Annotated in this window: 16 protein-coding genes; 1 reads left to right on the forward strand and 15 read right to left on the reverse strand. The window is 34.4% G+C overall.

Features of this window, described 5'->3' with window-relative positions; translation table 11 throughout:
* Positions 1–41 precede the first annotated feature (41 nt).
* Genes A9G30_RS02420 through moaC form a run of 4 tightly spaced genes read right to left on the reverse strand, consistent with a single transcriptional unit; the run spans position 42 to position 1,988 of the window.
* On the reverse strand, positions 42–740 hold the full coding sequence (locus A9G30_RS02420) for a Bax inhibitor-1/YccA family protein (RefSeq protein WP_065587926.1): 699 nt from the start codon (positions 738–740) through the stop codon (positions 42–44).
* A 59-nt stretch (positions 741–799) separates the two neighbouring features.
* Positions 800–1,243, reverse strand: a complete 444-nt coding sequence (moaE, locus tag A9G30_RS02425; RefSeq protein ID WP_065587927.1) for a molybdopterin synthase catalytic subunit MoaE — start codon at positions 1,241–1,243, stop codon at positions 800–802.
* A gap of 4 nt (positions 1,244–1,247) precedes the next feature.
* Entirely contained in the window at positions 1,248–1,493 is a 246-nt protein-coding gene (gene moaD / locus A9G30_RS02430) for a molybdopterin synthase sulfur carrier subunit (protein WP_065587928.1), read from the reverse strand.
* Positions 1,494–1,511: 18 nt separating this feature from the next.
* Positions 1,512–1,988, reverse strand: a complete 477-nt coding sequence (gene moaC / locus A9G30_RS02435; RefSeq protein ID WP_065587929.1) for a cyclic pyranopterin monophosphate synthase MoaC — start codon at positions 1,986–1,988, stop codon at positions 1,512–1,514.
* 214 nt (positions 1,989–2,202) lie between these two features.
* On the opposite strand from moaC, the gene priA reads away from it, so the two are divergent.
* On the forward strand, positions 2,203–4,371 hold the full coding sequence (priA, locus tag A9G30_RS02440) for a primosomal protein N' (RefSeq protein WP_065587930.1): 2,169 nt from the start codon (positions 2,203–2,205) through the stop codon (positions 4,369–4,371).
* Between the two features lie 43 nt (positions 4,372–4,414).
* On the opposite strand, the gene A9G30_RS02445 is transcribed toward priA, so the two are convergent.
* The 11 genes from A9G30_RS02445 to A9G30_RS02495 form a co-directional block, all read right to left on the reverse strand.
* Complete coding sequence (locus tag A9G30_RS02445) at positions 4,415–4,726, reverse strand: ComEA family DNA-binding protein (RefSeq protein WP_065587931.1); 312 nt, start codon at positions 4,724–4,726, stop codon at positions 4,415–4,417.
* A gap of 153 nt (positions 4,727–4,879) precedes the next feature.
* Complete coding sequence (locus tag A9G30_RS02450; RefSeq protein ID WP_065587932.1) at positions 4,880–6,739, reverse strand: SurA N-terminal domain-containing protein; 1,860 nt, start codon at positions 6,737–6,739, stop codon at positions 4,880–4,882.
* Positions 6,740–6,874: 135 nt separating this feature from the next.
* On the reverse strand, positions 6,875–9,310 hold the full coding sequence (gene lon / locus A9G30_RS02455) for an endopeptidase La (RefSeq protein ID WP_081295571.1): 2,436 nt from the start codon (positions 9,308–9,310) through the stop codon (positions 6,875–6,877).
* Positions 9,311–9,493: 183 nt separating this feature from the next.
* Positions 9,494–10,759: an ATP-dependent protease ATP-binding subunit ClpX gene (gene clpX, locus A9G30_RS02460; RefSeq protein WP_218057690.1), complete on the reverse strand. Its 1,266-nt coding sequence runs from the start codon at positions 10,757–10,759 to the stop codon at positions 9,494–9,496.
* Positions 10,760–10,778: 19 nt separating this feature from the next.
* Positions 10,779–11,381, reverse strand: coding sequence for an ATP-dependent Clp endopeptidase proteolytic subunit ClpP (gene clpP, locus A9G30_RS02465; protein WP_065582516.1), 603 nt, complete (start codon positions 11,379–11,381; stop codon positions 10,779–10,781).
* Between the two features lie 92 nt (positions 11,382–11,473).
* Positions 11,474–12,775 carry a trigger factor gene (gene tig, locus A9G30_RS02470; protein WP_065587934.1) on the reverse strand — a complete coding sequence of 434 codons (1,302 nt, stop codon included), beginning with the start codon at positions 12,773–12,775 and terminating at the stop codon, positions 11,474–11,476.
* A gap of 121 nt (positions 12,776–12,896) precedes the next feature.
* Entirely contained in the window at positions 12,897–13,910 is a 1,014-nt protein-coding gene (gene lpxD / locus A9G30_RS02475; protein WP_065587935.1) for a UDP-3-O-(3-hydroxymyristoyl)glucosamine N-acyltransferase, read from the reverse strand.
* The gene (locus A9G30_RS02480; RefSeq protein WP_065566868.1) at positions 13,910–14,398 is read right to left on the reverse strand and encodes an OmpH family outer membrane protein; all 489 of its coding nucleotides are present in this window, start codon (positions 14,396–14,398) and stop codon (positions 13,910–13,912) included. Before A9G30_RS02480 ends, lpxD begins: the two co-directional genes overlap by 1 nt.
* A 37-nt stretch (positions 14,399–14,435) precedes the next feature.
* Positions 14,436–16,859 carry an outer membrane protein assembly factor BamA gene (gene bamA / locus A9G30_RS02485; protein ID WP_065587936.1) on the reverse strand — a complete coding sequence of 808 codons (2,424 nt, stop codon included), beginning with the start codon at positions 16,857–16,859 and terminating at the stop codon, positions 14,436–14,438.
* A 25-nt stretch (positions 16,860–16,884) separates the two neighbouring features.
* On the reverse strand, positions 16,885–18,219 hold the full coding sequence (gene rseP / locus A9G30_RS02490; protein ID WP_176700825.1) for an RIP metalloprotease RseP: 1,335 nt from the start codon (positions 18,217–18,219) through the stop codon (positions 16,885–16,887).
* 13 nt (positions 18,220–18,232) lie between these two features.
* Positions 18,233–18,718: CDP-archaeol synthase (locus tag A9G30_RS02495; RefSeq protein ID WP_141671957.1), on the reverse strand; the 486-nt coding region annotated here is incomplete at its 5' end.

An 18,718-nucleotide genomic window follows, 5' to 3' on the forward strand; every position in this document is an offset into this window, starting at 1 on the left:
CTCACTTTAGGAGCCCTTTTCACTTAATTGGAATAAAAAAATTATCGACGATCGGCAAAGATTCTCAATAACATAATAAATAAATTAATAAAATCGAGATAAAGCTTTAATGCTCCTAAAATAACAAATCGTCTAAACATATTAGGGTCATCTTGTGATAATTGATCACCTAACTCTTTAAGTTTTTGTGTATCATAAGCCGTTAACCCAGCAAAAACAAATACACCTATATAAGTAATTGCCCACATTAATGGCTGACTATGCATAAAAATATTTACTATTGAAGCAATGACAATACCAATTAACCCCATAAACAAGAAACGTCCAAATCCCGATAAATCTCGTTTCGTGGTATAACCGTAAAAAGCCAAAGCAGCAAACATACCAGCTGTAATAAAAAATACGCTTGCTATCGAAGATGAAGTATAAACAATAAAGTAAATTGAGAACGTACAACCATTTAAAACTGAATAAAGCATAAATAACGTTGTCGCAACAGCCCCAGAAAGTCGATTAATTAAGCCAGAAATGACAAAAACTAATCCAATCTCAGCAATCAGCAATACCCACATGCCTCGGTATAATAAGTTCAAAAGCTCAACATTACTAGATGCATACCAAGCCACCAAAGCTGTTAATAACAATCCAACTGTCATCCAGCCATAAACATGGCTCATGTATGTTTGAATACGACTACCTGTTTGTTCAATGATTGAACCATTAGGCGAATAATTTTTCATTAATAACCTCTCATTAAAAAGAATGATATAACTTTGTATCATTATAACCTAAATTATATCTAAAGCCATTTTTTCAATGCCTCTTTATCTGTTTTTTTAGCATCTACCCACTTTTGCCCGTTAGGTGTTTTTTCTTTCTTCCAAAAAGGCGCTTCGCTCTTTAATATATCTATAATAAACTCTGTGGCAGCAAATGCATCTGAGCGATGTGCACTACTCGCGCCCACAAAAACAATTTGCTCATTGGCATTAATTTCACCTACCCGATGAATTATTGCTATTCGGCTTAATTGCCAACGTTCTCTTGCTTGAGCTGCGATATTAGCTAGCACCCTTTCTGTCATACCTGCATAATGTTCTAAAAATAGGCTTATCGTTTGCTTTTCAAGACTACGAACTTTGCCCATAAAAGTGACAATAGCTCCATCTTGCGGTAATTGAGAAAGCCAATCATTAAGCTGATTAACATCAATAGGGTCGTTATTAACTTTGATAAGATCCATAATGCTATCCTCCTGTTACAGGTGGAAAGAATGCAATTTCATCGTTTTCTTGAATAATATAATCAAGATCAACCAAAGTTTGATTTACTGCACATAAAACAGCACTTTCCGTAAAAGCCAATAGCCACCGTTCACCGCGTTGACTTAACTGCTCAATAAGATGAGAAACTGAAAGTTCATTAGCATCTAACATAACACACGTAGTTCCCACTAATTCTCTAATTTGTGCAAAAAAAATAACTTTATTCATCTTATCTCTACTAACTTTTTAGGCTATAAAATCACCCGACTTACCACCACTTTTGGTCAGTAAACGCACCTGAGAAATCACTATATCTTTTTGTACAGCTTTACACATGTCATAAATAGTCAAAGCAGCGACAGAGGCAGCAACCATTGCTTCCATTTCGACACCAGTTTGCCCGTTTAATCGACAAAAAGATTGAATCTTAACACAATTGTTTATTCGATCTGGCTCGATTTTAATTTCAATTTTACTCAAAAAAAGCGGATGGCAAAGCGGGATAAGCTCCCATGTTTTTTTAGCCGCTTGAATACCAGCAATTCTTGCCGTTGCAAAAACATCTCCTTTATGATGTTTACCATCAATAATCATATTCAGTGTTTCAGTTTTCATTAAAACCAATGACTCAGCGCTTGCTTCTCGCATTGTTATCTGCTTATCTGAAACATCAACCATATGAGCATCACCACGTTGATTAATATGCGAAAATGATTTGAGCATTATTTGACCCTTTACAATTTATTCTCATTAACTATAGCCAAGATAGCAAATTTTACTAATAGTTACCACTATTGCATATTAGTTTACCAACTAATATATATCGGTGAACAAACAAATTTTTCTGTAATAATAAATTGCCTTTGATAGCTTTTGCGGGTTAAGTAAAAACTGCGTACAATATAGCTTTATATTAATTGTAATATTTGTGATTTTGATGCTTATTGCTCATATAGCCTTGCCTGTACCACTTTACCAACTGTTTGATTACCAATTGGCGAAACCTGCTCAGATTGGAATGCGGGTGAAAGTACCTTTTGGCAAACGTAATATAATAGGAATTATTGTTAGTATTGATGAAAAAACTGAGTTTGATATTAAAAACTTAAAATCAATTACAGCAATTATTGATACAGAGCCTGTTTTCACCCCTTCTATCTGGCAATTATTAGAGTGGGCGGCTAGTTATTACCATTATCCTATTGGTGAAGTTTTATTTCATGCTATGCCTATTTTACTCAGACAAGGGCACCAAGCGGTCAAAGATGAGGCAAAACGATGGCAATTAACAGCATTGGGAAAGCATATAGATCTGCAATCGCTATCTCGTGCTCCAAAACAAAAGTTATTATTATCTTCATTTAGAAATAATACTATACCTGACACGAATGTAAGTAGTGCCACGTATAACGAATTACAAAAGAAACAACTTATAGAACAAGTCACCTATCTGCCTAGTAATATTCAATGGCAAACAAATTTTTCAACTAATGCTAGCTCTATTCAACTAAATAAAGAACAGACCCATGCTATAAATGCAGTGAATGAGGAAAATAACCAATTTAAGGTATTTTTGCTAGAAGGAGTGACTGGATCAGGTAAGACAGAAGTGTATCTAAATGTACTATCGACTATCTTAGCAGCAGGGAAACAAGCGTTAGTATTAGTTCCTGAAATTGGCTTAACACCACAAACAATAAAACGTTTTCAACAACGCTTTAATGCACCTATTGATATTTTACACTCAGGATTAACAGATAAGCAAAGGCTTAACGTTTGGTTAAGAAGCAAACATGGAGAAAATGCTATTGTTGTTGGTACTCGTTCATCGCTTTTTACCCCATTTAAAAACCTAGGAATGATTATTATTGATGAAGAACATGATAATTCCTATAAACAGCAAGAAGGCTGGCGTTATCATGCGCGAGATTTAGCAATTATTCGAGCTAAATTTAATAATATTCCAATTATTTTAGGTTCAGCAACCCCATCTCTTGAAACACTTAATAATGCGCAAAACAAAAAATACCATTTATTGCCATTAACGGAAAGAGCAGGTAATGCAACACTAGCTAAACAATCGATTTTGGATATACGTGGGTTAGTGCTTACTTCTGGCTTATCTCAACCTTTAATTGAACAAATAAAAAAACATTTGTCTAACAATAATCAGGTAATGTTATTTTTAAATCGTCGAGGATTTTCACCACTATTGATATGCCATGATTGCGGTTGGATTGCCGAATGCCCCCGTTGTGATAGGCCTTACACATTTCATCAAAAACAAAAAAAACTAATTTGCCACTATTGCGATACGCCAAGAACAGTGCCGAAACAGTGTCCAAAATGTGGCTCTACACATTTAATGCCAATTGGGTTTGGAACGGAACAACTTGAACAACAACTTGAAGTGCTTTTTCCTTACATCAAGATCAGCCGTATTGATCGCGATACAGTTAGTAAAAAAGGTTCATTAGATACCTATCTACAAACGATCCAACAAGGTGGTGCACATATTTTAGTTGGTACACAAATTTTGGCTAAAGGGCATCATTTTCCTGATGTTACTTTAGTTGGAATTATTGATGTCGACGGTGCTTTATTTTCAAGCGATTTTCGTGCAACTGAACGATTTGCTCAAATTTATACTCAAGTATCAGGAAGAGCTGGTCGCGAAGCAAAAGCGGGGGAAGTTATTTTACAAACTCATCATCCAGATCACCCCTTGTTGAACATTTTACTAACGAAAGGCTATCAACAATTTGCTAAACTAACACTGCAAGAGCGACAACAAACACAATTACCGCCATTTAGTTACCAAGCATTAATTCGTGCTGCAGATCGGAATAACCATTATGCTCCTGCATTTTTACAGCATATTCATGATTGGTTAAAAGTACATTATGGGCCTGCTTTATGGCAACTTGGACCAATGCCAGCTAGCCAACCTAAGAAAGCAGGTTACCATCGTTGGCAATTACTCCTTCAGCATACAAATAGACAACAATTACAACAAATATTAGATCAATTATTAATAACAATCGCTAAATGGAATGAAACATCAAAATTGAGATGGAGTATTGATGTAGATCCTATCGATAATTAGCGTAATATTATTTCCACCAATACCAATTGGTGGAAATAATAAATTATAATGTTATTTTACCAGCATTTTTGTCCAGTGTTGCCTGTCCGATACCTGAAACTTCTTTTAACTGCTCAACTGAAACAAAAGGCCCAAATTTTTCTCGATATTCTATAATCTTCTGAGCTTTATTCGGGCCAATTCCACTCAACACTTTTGATAGCTCTTCTGCTGTTGCAGTATTTATATTTACTTGAACAATTTGTTTTTGTTCCTGTTTTATTGGCTCTGGTGTTGTAGAAGCCGAATCGGCAAAACTTGTGTTTGAAAAAATAAAGCTTGATAACATAATACATAATAATGGAAATACTTTCATTTGATTAACCTCTTAAAATAGTTACGCAAATAAATTTGCTTTACAACTATCTCACTTAATCAAATGAAAAAATTTCATGAATAATAAAAATGAGAAAAGCCACCTAGGTGACTTTCCATTTTTGCTATTATTTCTACTATTTTGGAGGTTAAATCACAAATTTGCATCAGGCATAATTTCTATCTTAGCCTTAGAACGTATATCTGTGGCAAGATAATAATGCATATCATTAAGTAATATAGGTAATAGTTCTGAAGAAATATCTTTGTATTCTTTTGGTGTATCTACCTTAGTTAGCGCAACAATATACGCTGTTTTATCATCCAAAAGTTCCGCACCATAAACAGGTTTTCCTGATGCTAAAGGGTGTAAATTAAAAACCATATTAACAACGTTTTGATCAATTTCGGTTGAATTTCGATTCAACGTATATTTTTTTGCAAACTGTATGTTTTTAGCACTTCCTTTTTCATTTAGTTGAACCAATGCATTATCAATATTTGATTTAAATTGTTTTTTAGCCATTTCTGCAAAAAGCTTTTTATGGATTTCATCTTTAACTTCATCAAAAGGGGCAATGCCTTCAGGGCGATAATCAACGGTTTGTACAACAAAATCATACTTTCCATAATTTCTATCTGCTGTTATTAAATCAGAAATTTTATTAGTTGCTTTCTCATCAACAATCATTTCGTCACTAAAAATGACATCTCTCACTTCAGGATGAGAAGCAATCGAAAACTTATCATTGAAAGTGATCCAATCCGAAGTTCTTACTTCAAGACCAACTTTTTCAGCAAGTTCTTCAATGTTCTTAGGAGATTTTTTCAAAGCAGCATTAATCATTTTTTCTTGCTTTTCTAAAGCTTGTTGTATTTTTTGCTTAGTTAACTTTGAATCAATTTGATATTTTGCATAATCATAATCCATAAATTTTTTAGGTTGCATACCATCCAATTTTACTATCACATACCCATCATCCACAGCGATTGGCAAGGAAGTTTTACCTACTTTATTCAACTTAGCATCTTTAAGAAATTTAGGTAAAGAATCATCATCAGCAAACCAGCCCAAAAAACTCTTTTCACCATATGGAGAGGTATGATTATATTGTTGGTTCGTTTTAACCATCTTTTCGAAATCAGCTCCAGAAGAAAGTTCTTTAGCAATTTTATTAGCTTGTTCTTTATCGGTTACAAAAATTATACTGTAAGCTTTCTTTGCTGGATATGAATAATTTTTAATGTTTTTATCATATTCATTTCTTAAATCACTTTCAGTAACAACAATTGTTTTTCTTATTAAGTCTTCAGAAGCCACGATATATTTAACTTTTACTCGTTCACTTTTAAAAAACTCTTTGGGATGTTCATCATAATATTTTTGTTCATCATCTAACGTAACATTTAATTCATCAATACCACCTATAGAAGTATCAACTAAAGTAGCGTATACACTTCTAGTTTGATTTTTAAGTGAGTCTATTTCGGAGTCATTTGGCAAAACAAAGCCACTATTTACTATAGCATCAACAGTTTGTTGTTGTTGTAATACGGTTCTTATAATTTCGGCATAACTATCTGGAGTGAAATGATTTTCAGCAAGAAGATTTAAATAAGTTTGATTATCAAATTTACCATTTTTGAAAAAGTCTCTTTGTTTCTTAATAAACTTTTTAATCTGATCATTACTAATAGCTACACCAATACTTTGCGAAAACTTATAAGCTAAATAATTATCAATTTGATGAGATAATACATTACGGCGTAGCTGTTTAATAAAAGAACTATCACCGCCAGCATTTGCTGTTACAGCCCTTGCTTGTGCTTCAAATTCGGCTCTACTAATGCCCTCACCATCAACTTTTGCAATGTACAGCTGCTGATCTCGTGGGCTATTACCGCCGCCAAAGCCCAAAAATCCGACGCCTGTGAAAATAAAACATACAATAATTATTGCAAAAATAATCTTAACAAAAATATTATTTGCTGCTGTTCGGATTGTTTCCATCATTTCTTGCGATTCTCCATATACCTAATGTTGAATTTCGAAAGTATAGCATATTTAACCAAATTGGCTATTGCCAGAATGTTAAGCCTCAAAAAAAAGATCAACATAAGTTGATCTTTTTTGAAATTATAAGATAGATTAATTTAATCTAACAGAATTCCCAACATTATTTTTTACTTTCTTTATAGCTTTTTTCGCTGGTTGCTTCAATGTGACTTTTTTATCTATTGACTCTATACCTAATGGATTATTTTTTAGCGCAATTGTGAGCACTTCATCAATCCACTTTACTGGGTGTATATCAATTTCAGATTTCACATTATCAGGGATTTCTTCCAAATCTTTAACATTATCCATTGGAATCAATACCGTTTTAATCCCGCCTCGGTGAGCAGCTAATAACTTCTCTTTTAGTCCCCCAATAGGTAATACCTCTCCACGTAATGTTATTTCACCCGTCATCGCAACATCAGAACGAACAGGATTACCGGTTAATGTGGAAATAAGTGAAGTACACATTGCAATACCTGCACTTGGTCCGTCTTTTGGCGTTGCGCCATCAGGCACATGCACATGGATATCGCGTTTTTCATAAAAATCATTATTAATACCCAATTTTTCTGCACGAGATCGAACAACTGTCAATGCCGTTTGAATTGACTCTTGCATTACATCGCCTAATGAACCTGTATAAGTTAATTTCCCTTTACCAATTACACTTACTGATTCAATAGTAAGTAAGTCCCCACCTACTTCTGTCCATGCAAGACCAATAACTTGACCGATACGGTTTTCATTATCCGTTTTACCATAATCAAAACGCTGTATCCCCAAGAAATCTTTTAAGTTATCCTGTGTCACAGTTACTTTCTTCAATTTGCTGTCTAACGCCAATTTTTTAACAACTTTACGGCAAATTTTTGCAATCTCTCTTTCTAAGCCTCGAACGCCTGCTTCGCGCGTATAGTAACGAATGATTCCAATAATGGCTGAGTCATCAATACTAATTTCTCTTGATTTTAAACCATTGTTTTCTACCTGCTTAGCGATCAAATGTTGCTTAGCAATATTCAGCTTCTCGTCCTCCGTATAACCAGAAAGGCGAATAACTTCCATTCTATCCAATAATGGCGCTGGAATATTCATAGAATTAGCAGTTGCAACAAACATTACATCGGATAAATCGTAATCAACTTCCAAATAATGGTCACTAAATGCATTATTTTGTTCTGGATCAAGTACTTCTAATAATGCTGATGCAGGATCACCACGCATATCAGTTGCCATCTTATCAATTTCATCTAGTAAAAATAATGGATTTTTAACCCCCACTTTTGCCATACGTTGAATCAATTTACCTGGCATCGAACCAATGTAAGTGCGTCTATGCCCTCGAATCTCAGCCTCATCGCGCACGCCACCTAATGCCATACGAATATACTGACGTCCTGTTGCTTTAGCTATCGATTGACCCAGTGATGTTTTACCTACTCCTGGGGGACCAACCAAACATAAAATAGGTCCTTTCACTTTATTAACGCGACTTTGAACTGCTAAATATTCTAAAATTCTATCTTTTACACGTTCAAGCCCATAATGATCTCTATCTAAAACTTTTTGTGCCCCTTCAATATCTTTTCTAACTTTACTACACTTATACCAAGGAACTTGAATCATCCAATCAATATAACCTCGAACAACCGTTGCTTCTGCGGACATTGCTGGCATCATTTTTAACTTATTAAGTTCAGCTAATGCTTTATCCTCAGCCTCTTTTGGCATTTTAGCTTTAGTGATTTTTTCTTTTAGCTCTTCGTATTCATCAGTCTTATTATCTATATCACCTAATTCTTTATGGATAGCTTTAATTTGCTCATTGAGATAATACTCTTTTTGAGCTTTTTCCATTTGCTGTTTAACACGTTGCCGTATATTTTTTTCAACTTGTAATAATTCAATTTCTGATTCCATTAATGAAATAAGCAATTCAAAACGCTTAGCAAGGTTAACTGTTACTAAAATCTCTTGTTTTTGATTAACTTTTAAAAATAGAGTAGCAGCAATAGAATCAGCTAAATGAGATGGCTCTTTAAGTAAACGAATAGAATCAACCACTTCCTGAGCTATTTTTTTATTAAACTTTGAGTACTCATCAAAATTAGATAAAGTTAAGCGAATCATAGCCTCACTTATATCTGAAGCCATTTTTGTTTCACTTAATGGTTTAACCTCGGCAATAAAAAATTCATTGTCATCATGCTCAACTAAATCAAGCATTTTTGCCCGCTCAATACCTTCAACAAGAACCTTCACTGTTCCATCTGGTAATTCTAGTAGCTGTAAAACATTAGCTACAGTTCCAACTTCATATAAATCATCTATAGCAGGATCATCTTGAGATGGATCTTTTTGGGTTACAAGAAAGACTTGTTTATCCATTTCCATTGCCTTTTCCAAGCAACGTATTGATTTACTTCGACCAACAAAGAGAGGGATTACCATATGTGGAAATACAACAACATCACGTAATGGTAAAATAGGCATAATTATATGTTTAGTTCGTTTTATATTCATTTTATTCTCTCTAGTAGTACAAACCCATTAGATAAATATTGGGATCGTTTTTAGATATTCAAGCCTATCTTTTTTGATTAAAACTACACTAGTTATGAAACATTATTAGCAGTATTGGCAACTTTAATATTAATTCTTAGTTTACATATTTTGCCATCATACTTATGATGGCAAATTTATATTTTAAGCAGAAAGTTCATCATCTTCACGATGTACTAATTTCGGAACTTGAGATCTTTCAACAGTGTCTTTGTCTACAATCACTTTTTTAATAGTATTCATTGATGGTAAGTCATACATTGTATCCAATAATATATTTTCCACAATTGAACGCAAACCTCGTGCTCCTGTTTTTCGTTGCATCGCCTTTATAGCAATAGCATCTAGAGCTTCTTTAGTAAACTCAAGTTCTACACCATCTAACTCAATTAACGTTTTAAATTGCTTAGTTAGGGCATTTTTAGGTTCGGTTAGTATATTAATTAAGGCGTTTTTATCCAATTCAGATAATGTACCAATAACAGGTAATCTTCCAATGAACTCTGGAATTAAGCCAAACTTAACTAAGTCTTCAGCCTCGATTTGAGCTAATAGTTCCGATTCAGAAACTTTATTTTTAGTACTTTTAACTTCAGCACCAAAACCTATTCCTGTATTAGTTGATACACGATTTTCGATGACCTTATCCAATCCACTAAATGCACCACCACAAATAAATAGAATTTTTGAAGTATCAACTTGTAGAAACTCTTGCTGAGGATGCTTACGCCCACCTTTTGGAGGAACTGAAGCAATCGTACCTTCAATAATCTTCAATAAAGCCTGTTGAACGCCTTCGCCTGATACGTCTCTGGTAATAGATGGATTATCGGATTTTCGTGAAATTTTATCAATTTCATCAACATAGATAATACCCCGCTGGGCTTTTTCAACATCATAATCGCAATTCTGTAATAATTTTTGAATAATATTTTCTACATCTTCACCAACATAACCAGCTTCAGTTAATGTTGTCGCATCAGCCATGGCAAAAGGCACATCTAAAAAACGAGCTAGTGTTTCAGCTAATAACGTTTTGCCACTACCAGTGGGTCCTATGAGCAAGATATTACTTTTGCCTAATTCAACATCACTGCGACTCACATGATTACGTAATCGTTTGTAATGATTATAGACAGCGACAGATAAAACTTTTTTGGCTTTCTCTTGACCAATTACATATTCATCAAGATGCTCTCTGATTTCATGTGGTGTTGGCAGTGTCTTATTAATAAATTCTTCATAGGAAAGAGAACTTTTCGTTTCTTCTTTTAATATCTCATTGCATAAGCCTATACATTCGTTACAAATATAAATAGATTCTGGCCCAGCAATAAGTTTACGGACTTCATGCTCACTTTTACTACAAAAAGTGCAATAAAGTAATTTTTCTGAACTTTTCTTATTCACTTTTACCACCTACCTAATATTAAGATCGTTTACTAAATATGGCATCAACTAGACCATATTCAACTGCTTTATCGGCAGACATAAAATTATCACGATCGGTATCTTTTTCAATCACACTAATATCTTGGCCGGTGTGCATGGCTAAAATATTATTTAAGCGGTTTTTTACCTGTAAAATCTCTTGTGCATGTATTTGGATATCTGAAGCCTGCCCCTGGAAGCCACCTAATGGTTGGTGAATCATTACACGGGCATTAGGTAAGCAATAACGTTTACCTTTAGTGCCTGCTGTTAAAAGTAATGATCCCATTGAACATGCTTGTCCTAAACAAATCGTGCTGACATCGGGTTTTATAAATTGCATTGTGTCATAAATAGCCATGCCAGCAGTAACGACACCACCAGGTGAATTAATATATAAATAGATATCTTTATCAGGATTTTCAGCTTCTAAAAATAACATTTGAGCGATAATCAGATTTGCCATATTATCTTCAACTTGCCCAGTCAAAAATATAACTCGCTCTTTTAATAATCGTGAGTAAATATCATAAGCTCTCTCACCACGAGAATTTTGCTCAACAACCATTGGAACAACACCCATATATGATTCTAAAGGCATTTTTATCTCCTAATTAACAAAATAGCCCAAACAGACAATTCTTATTTGGGCTTTATAGTGATCTTTTTATATAAAATGAAAAGACTAGTAAGTTAAGCTGTTTGCTGATTCATTAATTCGGAAAACGAATAATTCTTTTCTGTTACTTTGGCACTAGCCAACAACAGATCGACAACTTGATCTTCTAGTGCTACCGCTCGAATATTATCCATCGCTTTTTTATCTTTACGATAATATTCTAAAACTTCTTTTGGATCTTCATATGCAGTTGCAATTTCATCAATTAATGCCTGAACATGCGATTCATCTGCTGTTAATTTATTGCTTTCAATAATTTCGCTAAACAACAAACCAGTAACAACGCGTTTTTTAGCCTCAGCTTCAAATAATTCTTTTGGTAATTCCATACCAGGTTTTACATTACCACCAAAACGAGATAAAGCTTGCTGACGTAATACATCAACCTCACGGTTAACTAATGCCTCAGGCACATCAATTTCATTATTTTTAACCAAACCATCAATAGCTTGAATTTTGACTTTATTGCGAATTGTCGCATTGAGCTCTCTTGTCATGTTCTTACGAACTTCAGATCGTAAGCTTTCAATAGTGCCATCAGCAATACCGAAGCGTTTAATGACCTCTTCAGTAAGTTCTGGCAATTCTAACTCTTCAACCTTTTTAAGTGTTGCCGCAAATACAGCTGGCTTACCTTTTAGATTTTCAGCATGATAATCGTCAGGGAAAGTCACATTAATTTCAAACTGATCACCCGCTTTATGCCCTATAATTGCATCTTCAAAACCAGGAATCATACGACCTTGCCCTAATACTAATGCAAAATCATTAGCCTTACCACCTTCAAATTCGGCATCATCAACTTTACCAACAAAATCCAAAGTAACACGATACTGCTCTTTAGCTTCTTTATCTGCTTCTTTCCAAACACCTTGCTGTTTGCGTAAGGTTTCAATCATAGTTTCAACATCCGCATCAGCTACTTCAGCAATAGGTTTTTCAACTTCAATTTTATCTAAATTTTCAACTTTGACTTCTGGATAAACTTCAAATTCAACAATAAAGGTATAATCTTCGCCCTTTTTATATTCTTGTGGTGTATAAGTTGGAGCACCAGCCGGATTTAATTTTTCTTGAATAATTGCTTCAACAAAATTTCGTTGCATTAAGTCACTTAATGCATCTTGTAAAATAGAAGCACCATAACGTTGTTCAACAATTTTTAAAGGCACTTTTCCCTTACGGAAGCCATCAATACGTACTTTTTTTGCCGTATTAATAAGTTCTTTATCAACCGCTTTCGTAATATCTTCAGCTTTAATTATAATTGATAAACGTCGACCTAAACCTTGTGTTGTTTCTACCGAAACTTGCATCTTTATACCTCGAAATTATTGAATATTATCTGCCCATATTTATATAAAAACGATAACTGAGCTAAAAAATTTAAAAATAGGCGTGCATTATACCGACCGCAACCGCTTACGTCGAGACATTTCACTGTTTCTTCTCAAGTGCCTTCAAACGTTTATTCATTTCGTCAATATGTAAAACTAATGAAGCCGTTTTTCGCCAAACTTTATTTTCTTGCAATGGAATACCTGATGAATAAACCCCTGGTTCAGTAATTGGGCGCATAACCATACCCATACCAGTTATGGTAACTTGATCACATATTTCCATATGCCCATTAATAACACTTGCACCACCAATTAAGCAATGACGGCCAATAGTTAAGCTCCCTGCCATAATAACACCACCTGCAACCGCTGTATGATCCCCGATAATATCGTTATGAGCAATTTGGCATTGATTATCTATAATAACGCCATTACCGATAATAGTATCATCAAGCGCTCCCCGATCGATTGTCGTTGAAGCGCCAATTTCAACGTTATTACCAATAACAACTCGACCTAGTTGAGGAATTTTAATCCACTTACCTTTATCATTAGCGTAACCAAATCCATCTGCACCAATTACAGTTCCTGATTGAATTAAGCAATTGTCGCCAATAACACAATTATGATAAACAGAAACATTAGCCCATAATTTTGTTCCTGCACCTATTATGGTATTTTTACCTACAAAACTACCAGCACCTATAACGCAATTATCGCCTAACACTACACCGCTTTCAATAACTGCGTTAGCGCCTATTGATATATTACAACCTAATTTAGCTGTTGAATCAATCACTGCTGAACTAGCGATATCCTTAGCTGGAGCAGGCGTAGTATCAAGATATTGTGCCAATTTTGCATATGCAAGATATGGATCTTTAACAATCAGAGCTGCACCATGCCAGAATTTAAGGCTTTCTTCTGTCATTACAACAGCAGAAGCCTTGCACTCTAACAAATTATTTTGTAATTTTTTGTCAGATAAAAAAGTAATTTGACCTGACATTGCACTTTTCATTGATGCAATACCAGTGATAGTTAAATCAGCATCACCGTGTAATTTAGCATCAAGTTGCTTAGCTAGTTGCTCTAAACGAAAAGCAAACATTATTTTTTAACCTTTGCCAATACTTTATCTGAAATATCAACCGCATCTGAAGCTGATAATGTAGCTTCGGCTTTTAAGATAAGATCGTACTTTTCTGTCTCAACAATATCTTTAACAGCTTCTTGGATTTTAGTTAATAATTTGCCTGCTTCTTCTGTTTCACGTTTACGATAATCAGCTGAAAAAGCTTTCGCTTTATTTTCAAAATCAGAAATCACCTTATTTAGTTTAGCTTTTTCAGAAGAAGACAAAGTTAAGCCATCTTTTTTTAGGCGAGCAGCGGCATCACCAGCTTTCTTTTCTTCGACTTGTAATGATTTGGCTCTTGCTTCAAATTCATTATCCAACGCCTTACCGACCGATTCACGTTGAGGCATACGTTGTAAAACTGACATAACATCAACCACACCAATTTTAATTTCTGCATTTGCAACGCCTGCAAAAAGAAATGCTAAACTAACACCAAGAATAGATATAATTTTCTTCACTTTAATCACCTATGTGTTTTTTATTTATAACATGGAATTACCATGTAGACCCTATATTAAATTGGAACTGTTGTGCTGAATCACCCTCATATTTCTTAAGTGGTTGAGCATAAGAAAAGACCAAAGGACCTAATGGTGACATCCATTGCACTGCAATACCAGCCGACATTCTAATATCCGATGGAGAACTATAATCTGGAATATTATTTCCTTTTAGTTTCCATTCGGTATCCCATACAGTCCCTGCATCAAAAAATAACGATGTCCTAATATTATCAGCATATTTTTCACCCGCAAATGGGGTTGGAACAATCAGCTCTGTACTAGCAAAAGCTATAGCATTACCGCCTACTGCATCTTTTGATTTTGTACACCCAGAGGTATTATCTAAACTATCACACACACCACTTTTATTAAGATATACTGCTTTAGGACCAACAGTATTGGATTTAAAACCACGTAATACTGATGCTCCTCCAGCATAAAAGTTTTCGTAAAATGGTAACTCTTTACCACCAAAACCACCTCCATAGCCAATTCTTGCTCGCGTTAAGAATATCCAATTATGGTCATTGTCAATCGGATAATAGTAAGAGGCATCTGAAACCAGTTTATAGAATCGGTTATCAAATAATGGCGCAGTGAATTTAGCGCTAGCTGTCATTTTTAAGCCATCAGTTGGGAAGAATCCACGATCTAAAGAATTATATGTCCAATAAGCGCTTAGTAATAAATCATTAGTATCGAAAGAAATAGAATTTTTATTTTTCAAATTTTCGCCCATGGAGTCAAAATAACGCCACATACTATATTGCGCTTGCATATCGGACAAATTATGATTAGCGTATTCGGCACCAAAACGAACAAAATTATTTTCACTAATAGGGAAACCTAAATTAGCTGAAGCGCCCCAAGTCTTGCTCGCATATTCTGACTCATCATCTTTATCATCGTTTTTATAGGTGTTATAGTAAATGCTACCGCCTAAACTTACACCATCAACAGTAAAATAAGGATCAACAATAGAAACAGACGCTGTTTTATCTGTATCAGTAGTGTTAATATCAAATGAGACACTATTACCTGTGCCTAACCAGTTATCTTGAGAGATACCTGCATTGAAGCTAAGACCGCTATCAGAACCGACGCCAACACCAAATTTGATACTACCCGTATTACGTTCAGCAACTTTATAAATAATATCAACTTGATCATCAACACCAGACACACGCTCGGTGTTTGCTTCAACAGTATCAAAAAAGCCAAGTCGATTTAAACGTTCTTTACCTAATTCGACTAACCCGTTACTTAACCAAGCTCCTTCCATTTGTCGAAGCTCACGACGGATTACACTTTCGCTTGTTACGGTATTTCCTACTATCTTAATATTGCGAACATAAAAACGCTCACCAACATCAACAAGAACAACTAATTTAGCCGTATGTTCTGAATCATCCATTTCTGGCTGAATGGAAACTTTTGGATATGCATAACCAAAATTAGCAAGTAAACGCTTAATGCTATCCTCAATTTCAGTAATTTTTTTACCATTATAAAGCTCACCAATGGTTACTTTTTCGTTAGCGATTTTAGCAATTGCTTCTTTATAGTTTGCAAAATTACCCATAAACTCAAGTTTAGAAAGCTTATACTGTTCACCTTCATGGATATTAATTGTAACGTAAATACCTTTTTTATCTGGCGTTAAACTAACTTGTGTTGACTCAATATTGAAACGAGCATAACCACGATTTAAATAAAAACTTTGTAATTCATCCAAATCGGAGGCTAATTTTTGTTTTTGATATTTACGATCACCAAGCATATTCCACCAAGGTACTTCATCACGCAAGGTAAAACGTGAAATAAGTTCTTCTGATGAAAAAGCCTTAGCACCAACAATATTGATTTGATCAATTAATGCTGATTTACCTTCAGCAACAACTAATTTTAAATCGACACGATTACGAGATAATGGAGTTACAACAGCTTTAATTTGAGCATTATATTTACCAACACTGTAATAAAAATCTTCTAAGCCCTTTTCAATACCTGAAAGCATAGTGCGATCTAATGCTTCACCCTCACGAATGCCAGAACTATCTAGATTTTTCTTAAGCATGTCATTTTTAACTGACTTATTACCAGAAAAACTTATACTAGCAATAGTTGGGCGTTCTTGAACATGAACAATTAACCGATCACCATCACGAGAAATAGTAATATTATCAAAGTTTCCACTAGAATAAAGCGATTTAATTATACGCCCTAAATCCGCTTCATTAACATAATCACCAACTTGGATTGGCATTTCAAGTAATGCAGCTCCAACAGTGACACGCTGTAAACCTTCAAATTTGATATCTTTTACCACAAAATCATCAATACAAAATGCGTTAGGACTATATACTGCTGTAGTACTAAGCAACAAAGATGCTATAAGTAATTTATTTATTTTCATCGTAAATATTTATGCCCTCATTCCATCACAACCGTAAAATATCATTAAATAGTGCAATTCCCATTATTACCATTAATAAAAAAAAGCCAATACGAGAAAAACGCTCTTGTGCTTTATTTGATAAGGTTCGCCCTCTTATTTTTTCAAGTAATAAAAAAACAAGATGTCCCCCGTCTAATATAGGTAATGGAACAAGATTGATAACTCCCAAACTTATACTTATAAAGGCTAGAAAATATAAGTAAGAAGTAAAACCATAACTTGCTGTTTGCCCTGCGCCTTTTGCTATTGTTATTGGGCCAGATATATGTTCTAGACCAATAACACCCGTTACTAATTGATAAAGCGAACGAATAGTTAACTTTGTAGTTAACGCCGTTTGCGCTATACCTTTATTAAACCCTTCGAAAAAACCATATTGCACAACTTTTACATCAGTTGTAGGATATAATCCCGCAACACCTTCCCCGTTTTTTTGAACGGTTGGCACGAGTGCAAGATAAATATCTTTGTTTTCCCGATTGACCTTCAACATCATTGTTTGAGCTTTTTTAATCGTGTTGGAAAAAACCTGCCAATTTGTATATAGCTGATCATTATAACCAATAATTTTATCGCCAACACGCAAACCTGCACGTTCTGCTGCCGAACCTGATACAATTTTACTCACAATTGGATAAATTTCCACCTCTTTAGGAACAAAACCAAATGCGGTAATAGCTGAGTCTTTTTCTATATCAAAATACCAATTGCTAATATCTACACTTTTCTTAACTTCTTTTTTTTGATCACTATTATTGGCACCATCAATATAGGTGAAAGACATATCAGTCTTCCCCATTAGAGAGATTAAAGCCAAGTTTACATCTTGCCATGTTTCAATTTTGATATTATCAATAGTTTTCAATTCAGCACCAACTGGAATTGCTATTGTGGAAGCAGGTGTGTTAGGTATCACTTCCTTTATTTTAACAGGATAAACATTTACACCTATTAAAAAAATAATCCAATAGCTTATCAAAGCTAACACAAAATTAGCAAACGGACCTGCAAAAATAATTGCAGCCCTTTGCCAAATTTTCTTTTGATCAAATGCCAAGCTATCGCTATTGCTATTGCTATTGCTTGATAATGCTGTTGATCTGGTATTTAACATTTTAACATAACCACCAAGTGGAATCATAGCAATTACCAATTCTGTTCCACTTGAAAATTTATGTGACCATAATTTTTTACCAAAACCAATTGAAAAACATTCAACTTGAACCTTACATAAGCGAGCAACATAAAAATGCCCAAACTCATGAATAGTAACTAGTATACTAATCGTAATAACAAATAATAACAGTGACCACAGCAAAATCAATCTCCATTTATAATAAATAAAAAGATAATGTAGTAAAAACAGGAACAGCAGCAGTTAAACTATCAATACGATCTAAAATTCCACCATGACCTGGAATTAAGTGACCACTATCTTTTATACCTGCTTCACGCTTAAACATGCTTTCAGTTAAATCACCTAAAACCGAAACAAAAATTGCCGATAAAGAGCTAATAAAAAATGTACTAAATGTCATATCAAATAAATTAAGTATATAAGCAATGATACTAATTATGATAGCCACACTTATACCACCAATAAAACCTTCTATGGTCTTACCTGGAGAAACTTTTGCAGCTAATTTTCGTTTACCAAATGCGCGTCCTGCAAAATAAGCACCTGTATCTGTTGCCCAGACCAACACAAAAACATAAAGTAAGCAAACTGCACCAGTATAAGAATTAGACATATAGTTAATTGCTCTTAGTTCAATCATTCCAATAAAAAATGGCACTATCGTAAAAAAAGCAAATAG

This window comes from Gilliamella sp. Fer4-1, assembly GCF_001690515.1.
GTDB classification, from domain to species: Bacteria; Pseudomonadota; Gammaproteobacteria; order Enterobacterales; family Orbaceae; genus Gilliamella; species Gilliamella apicola_C.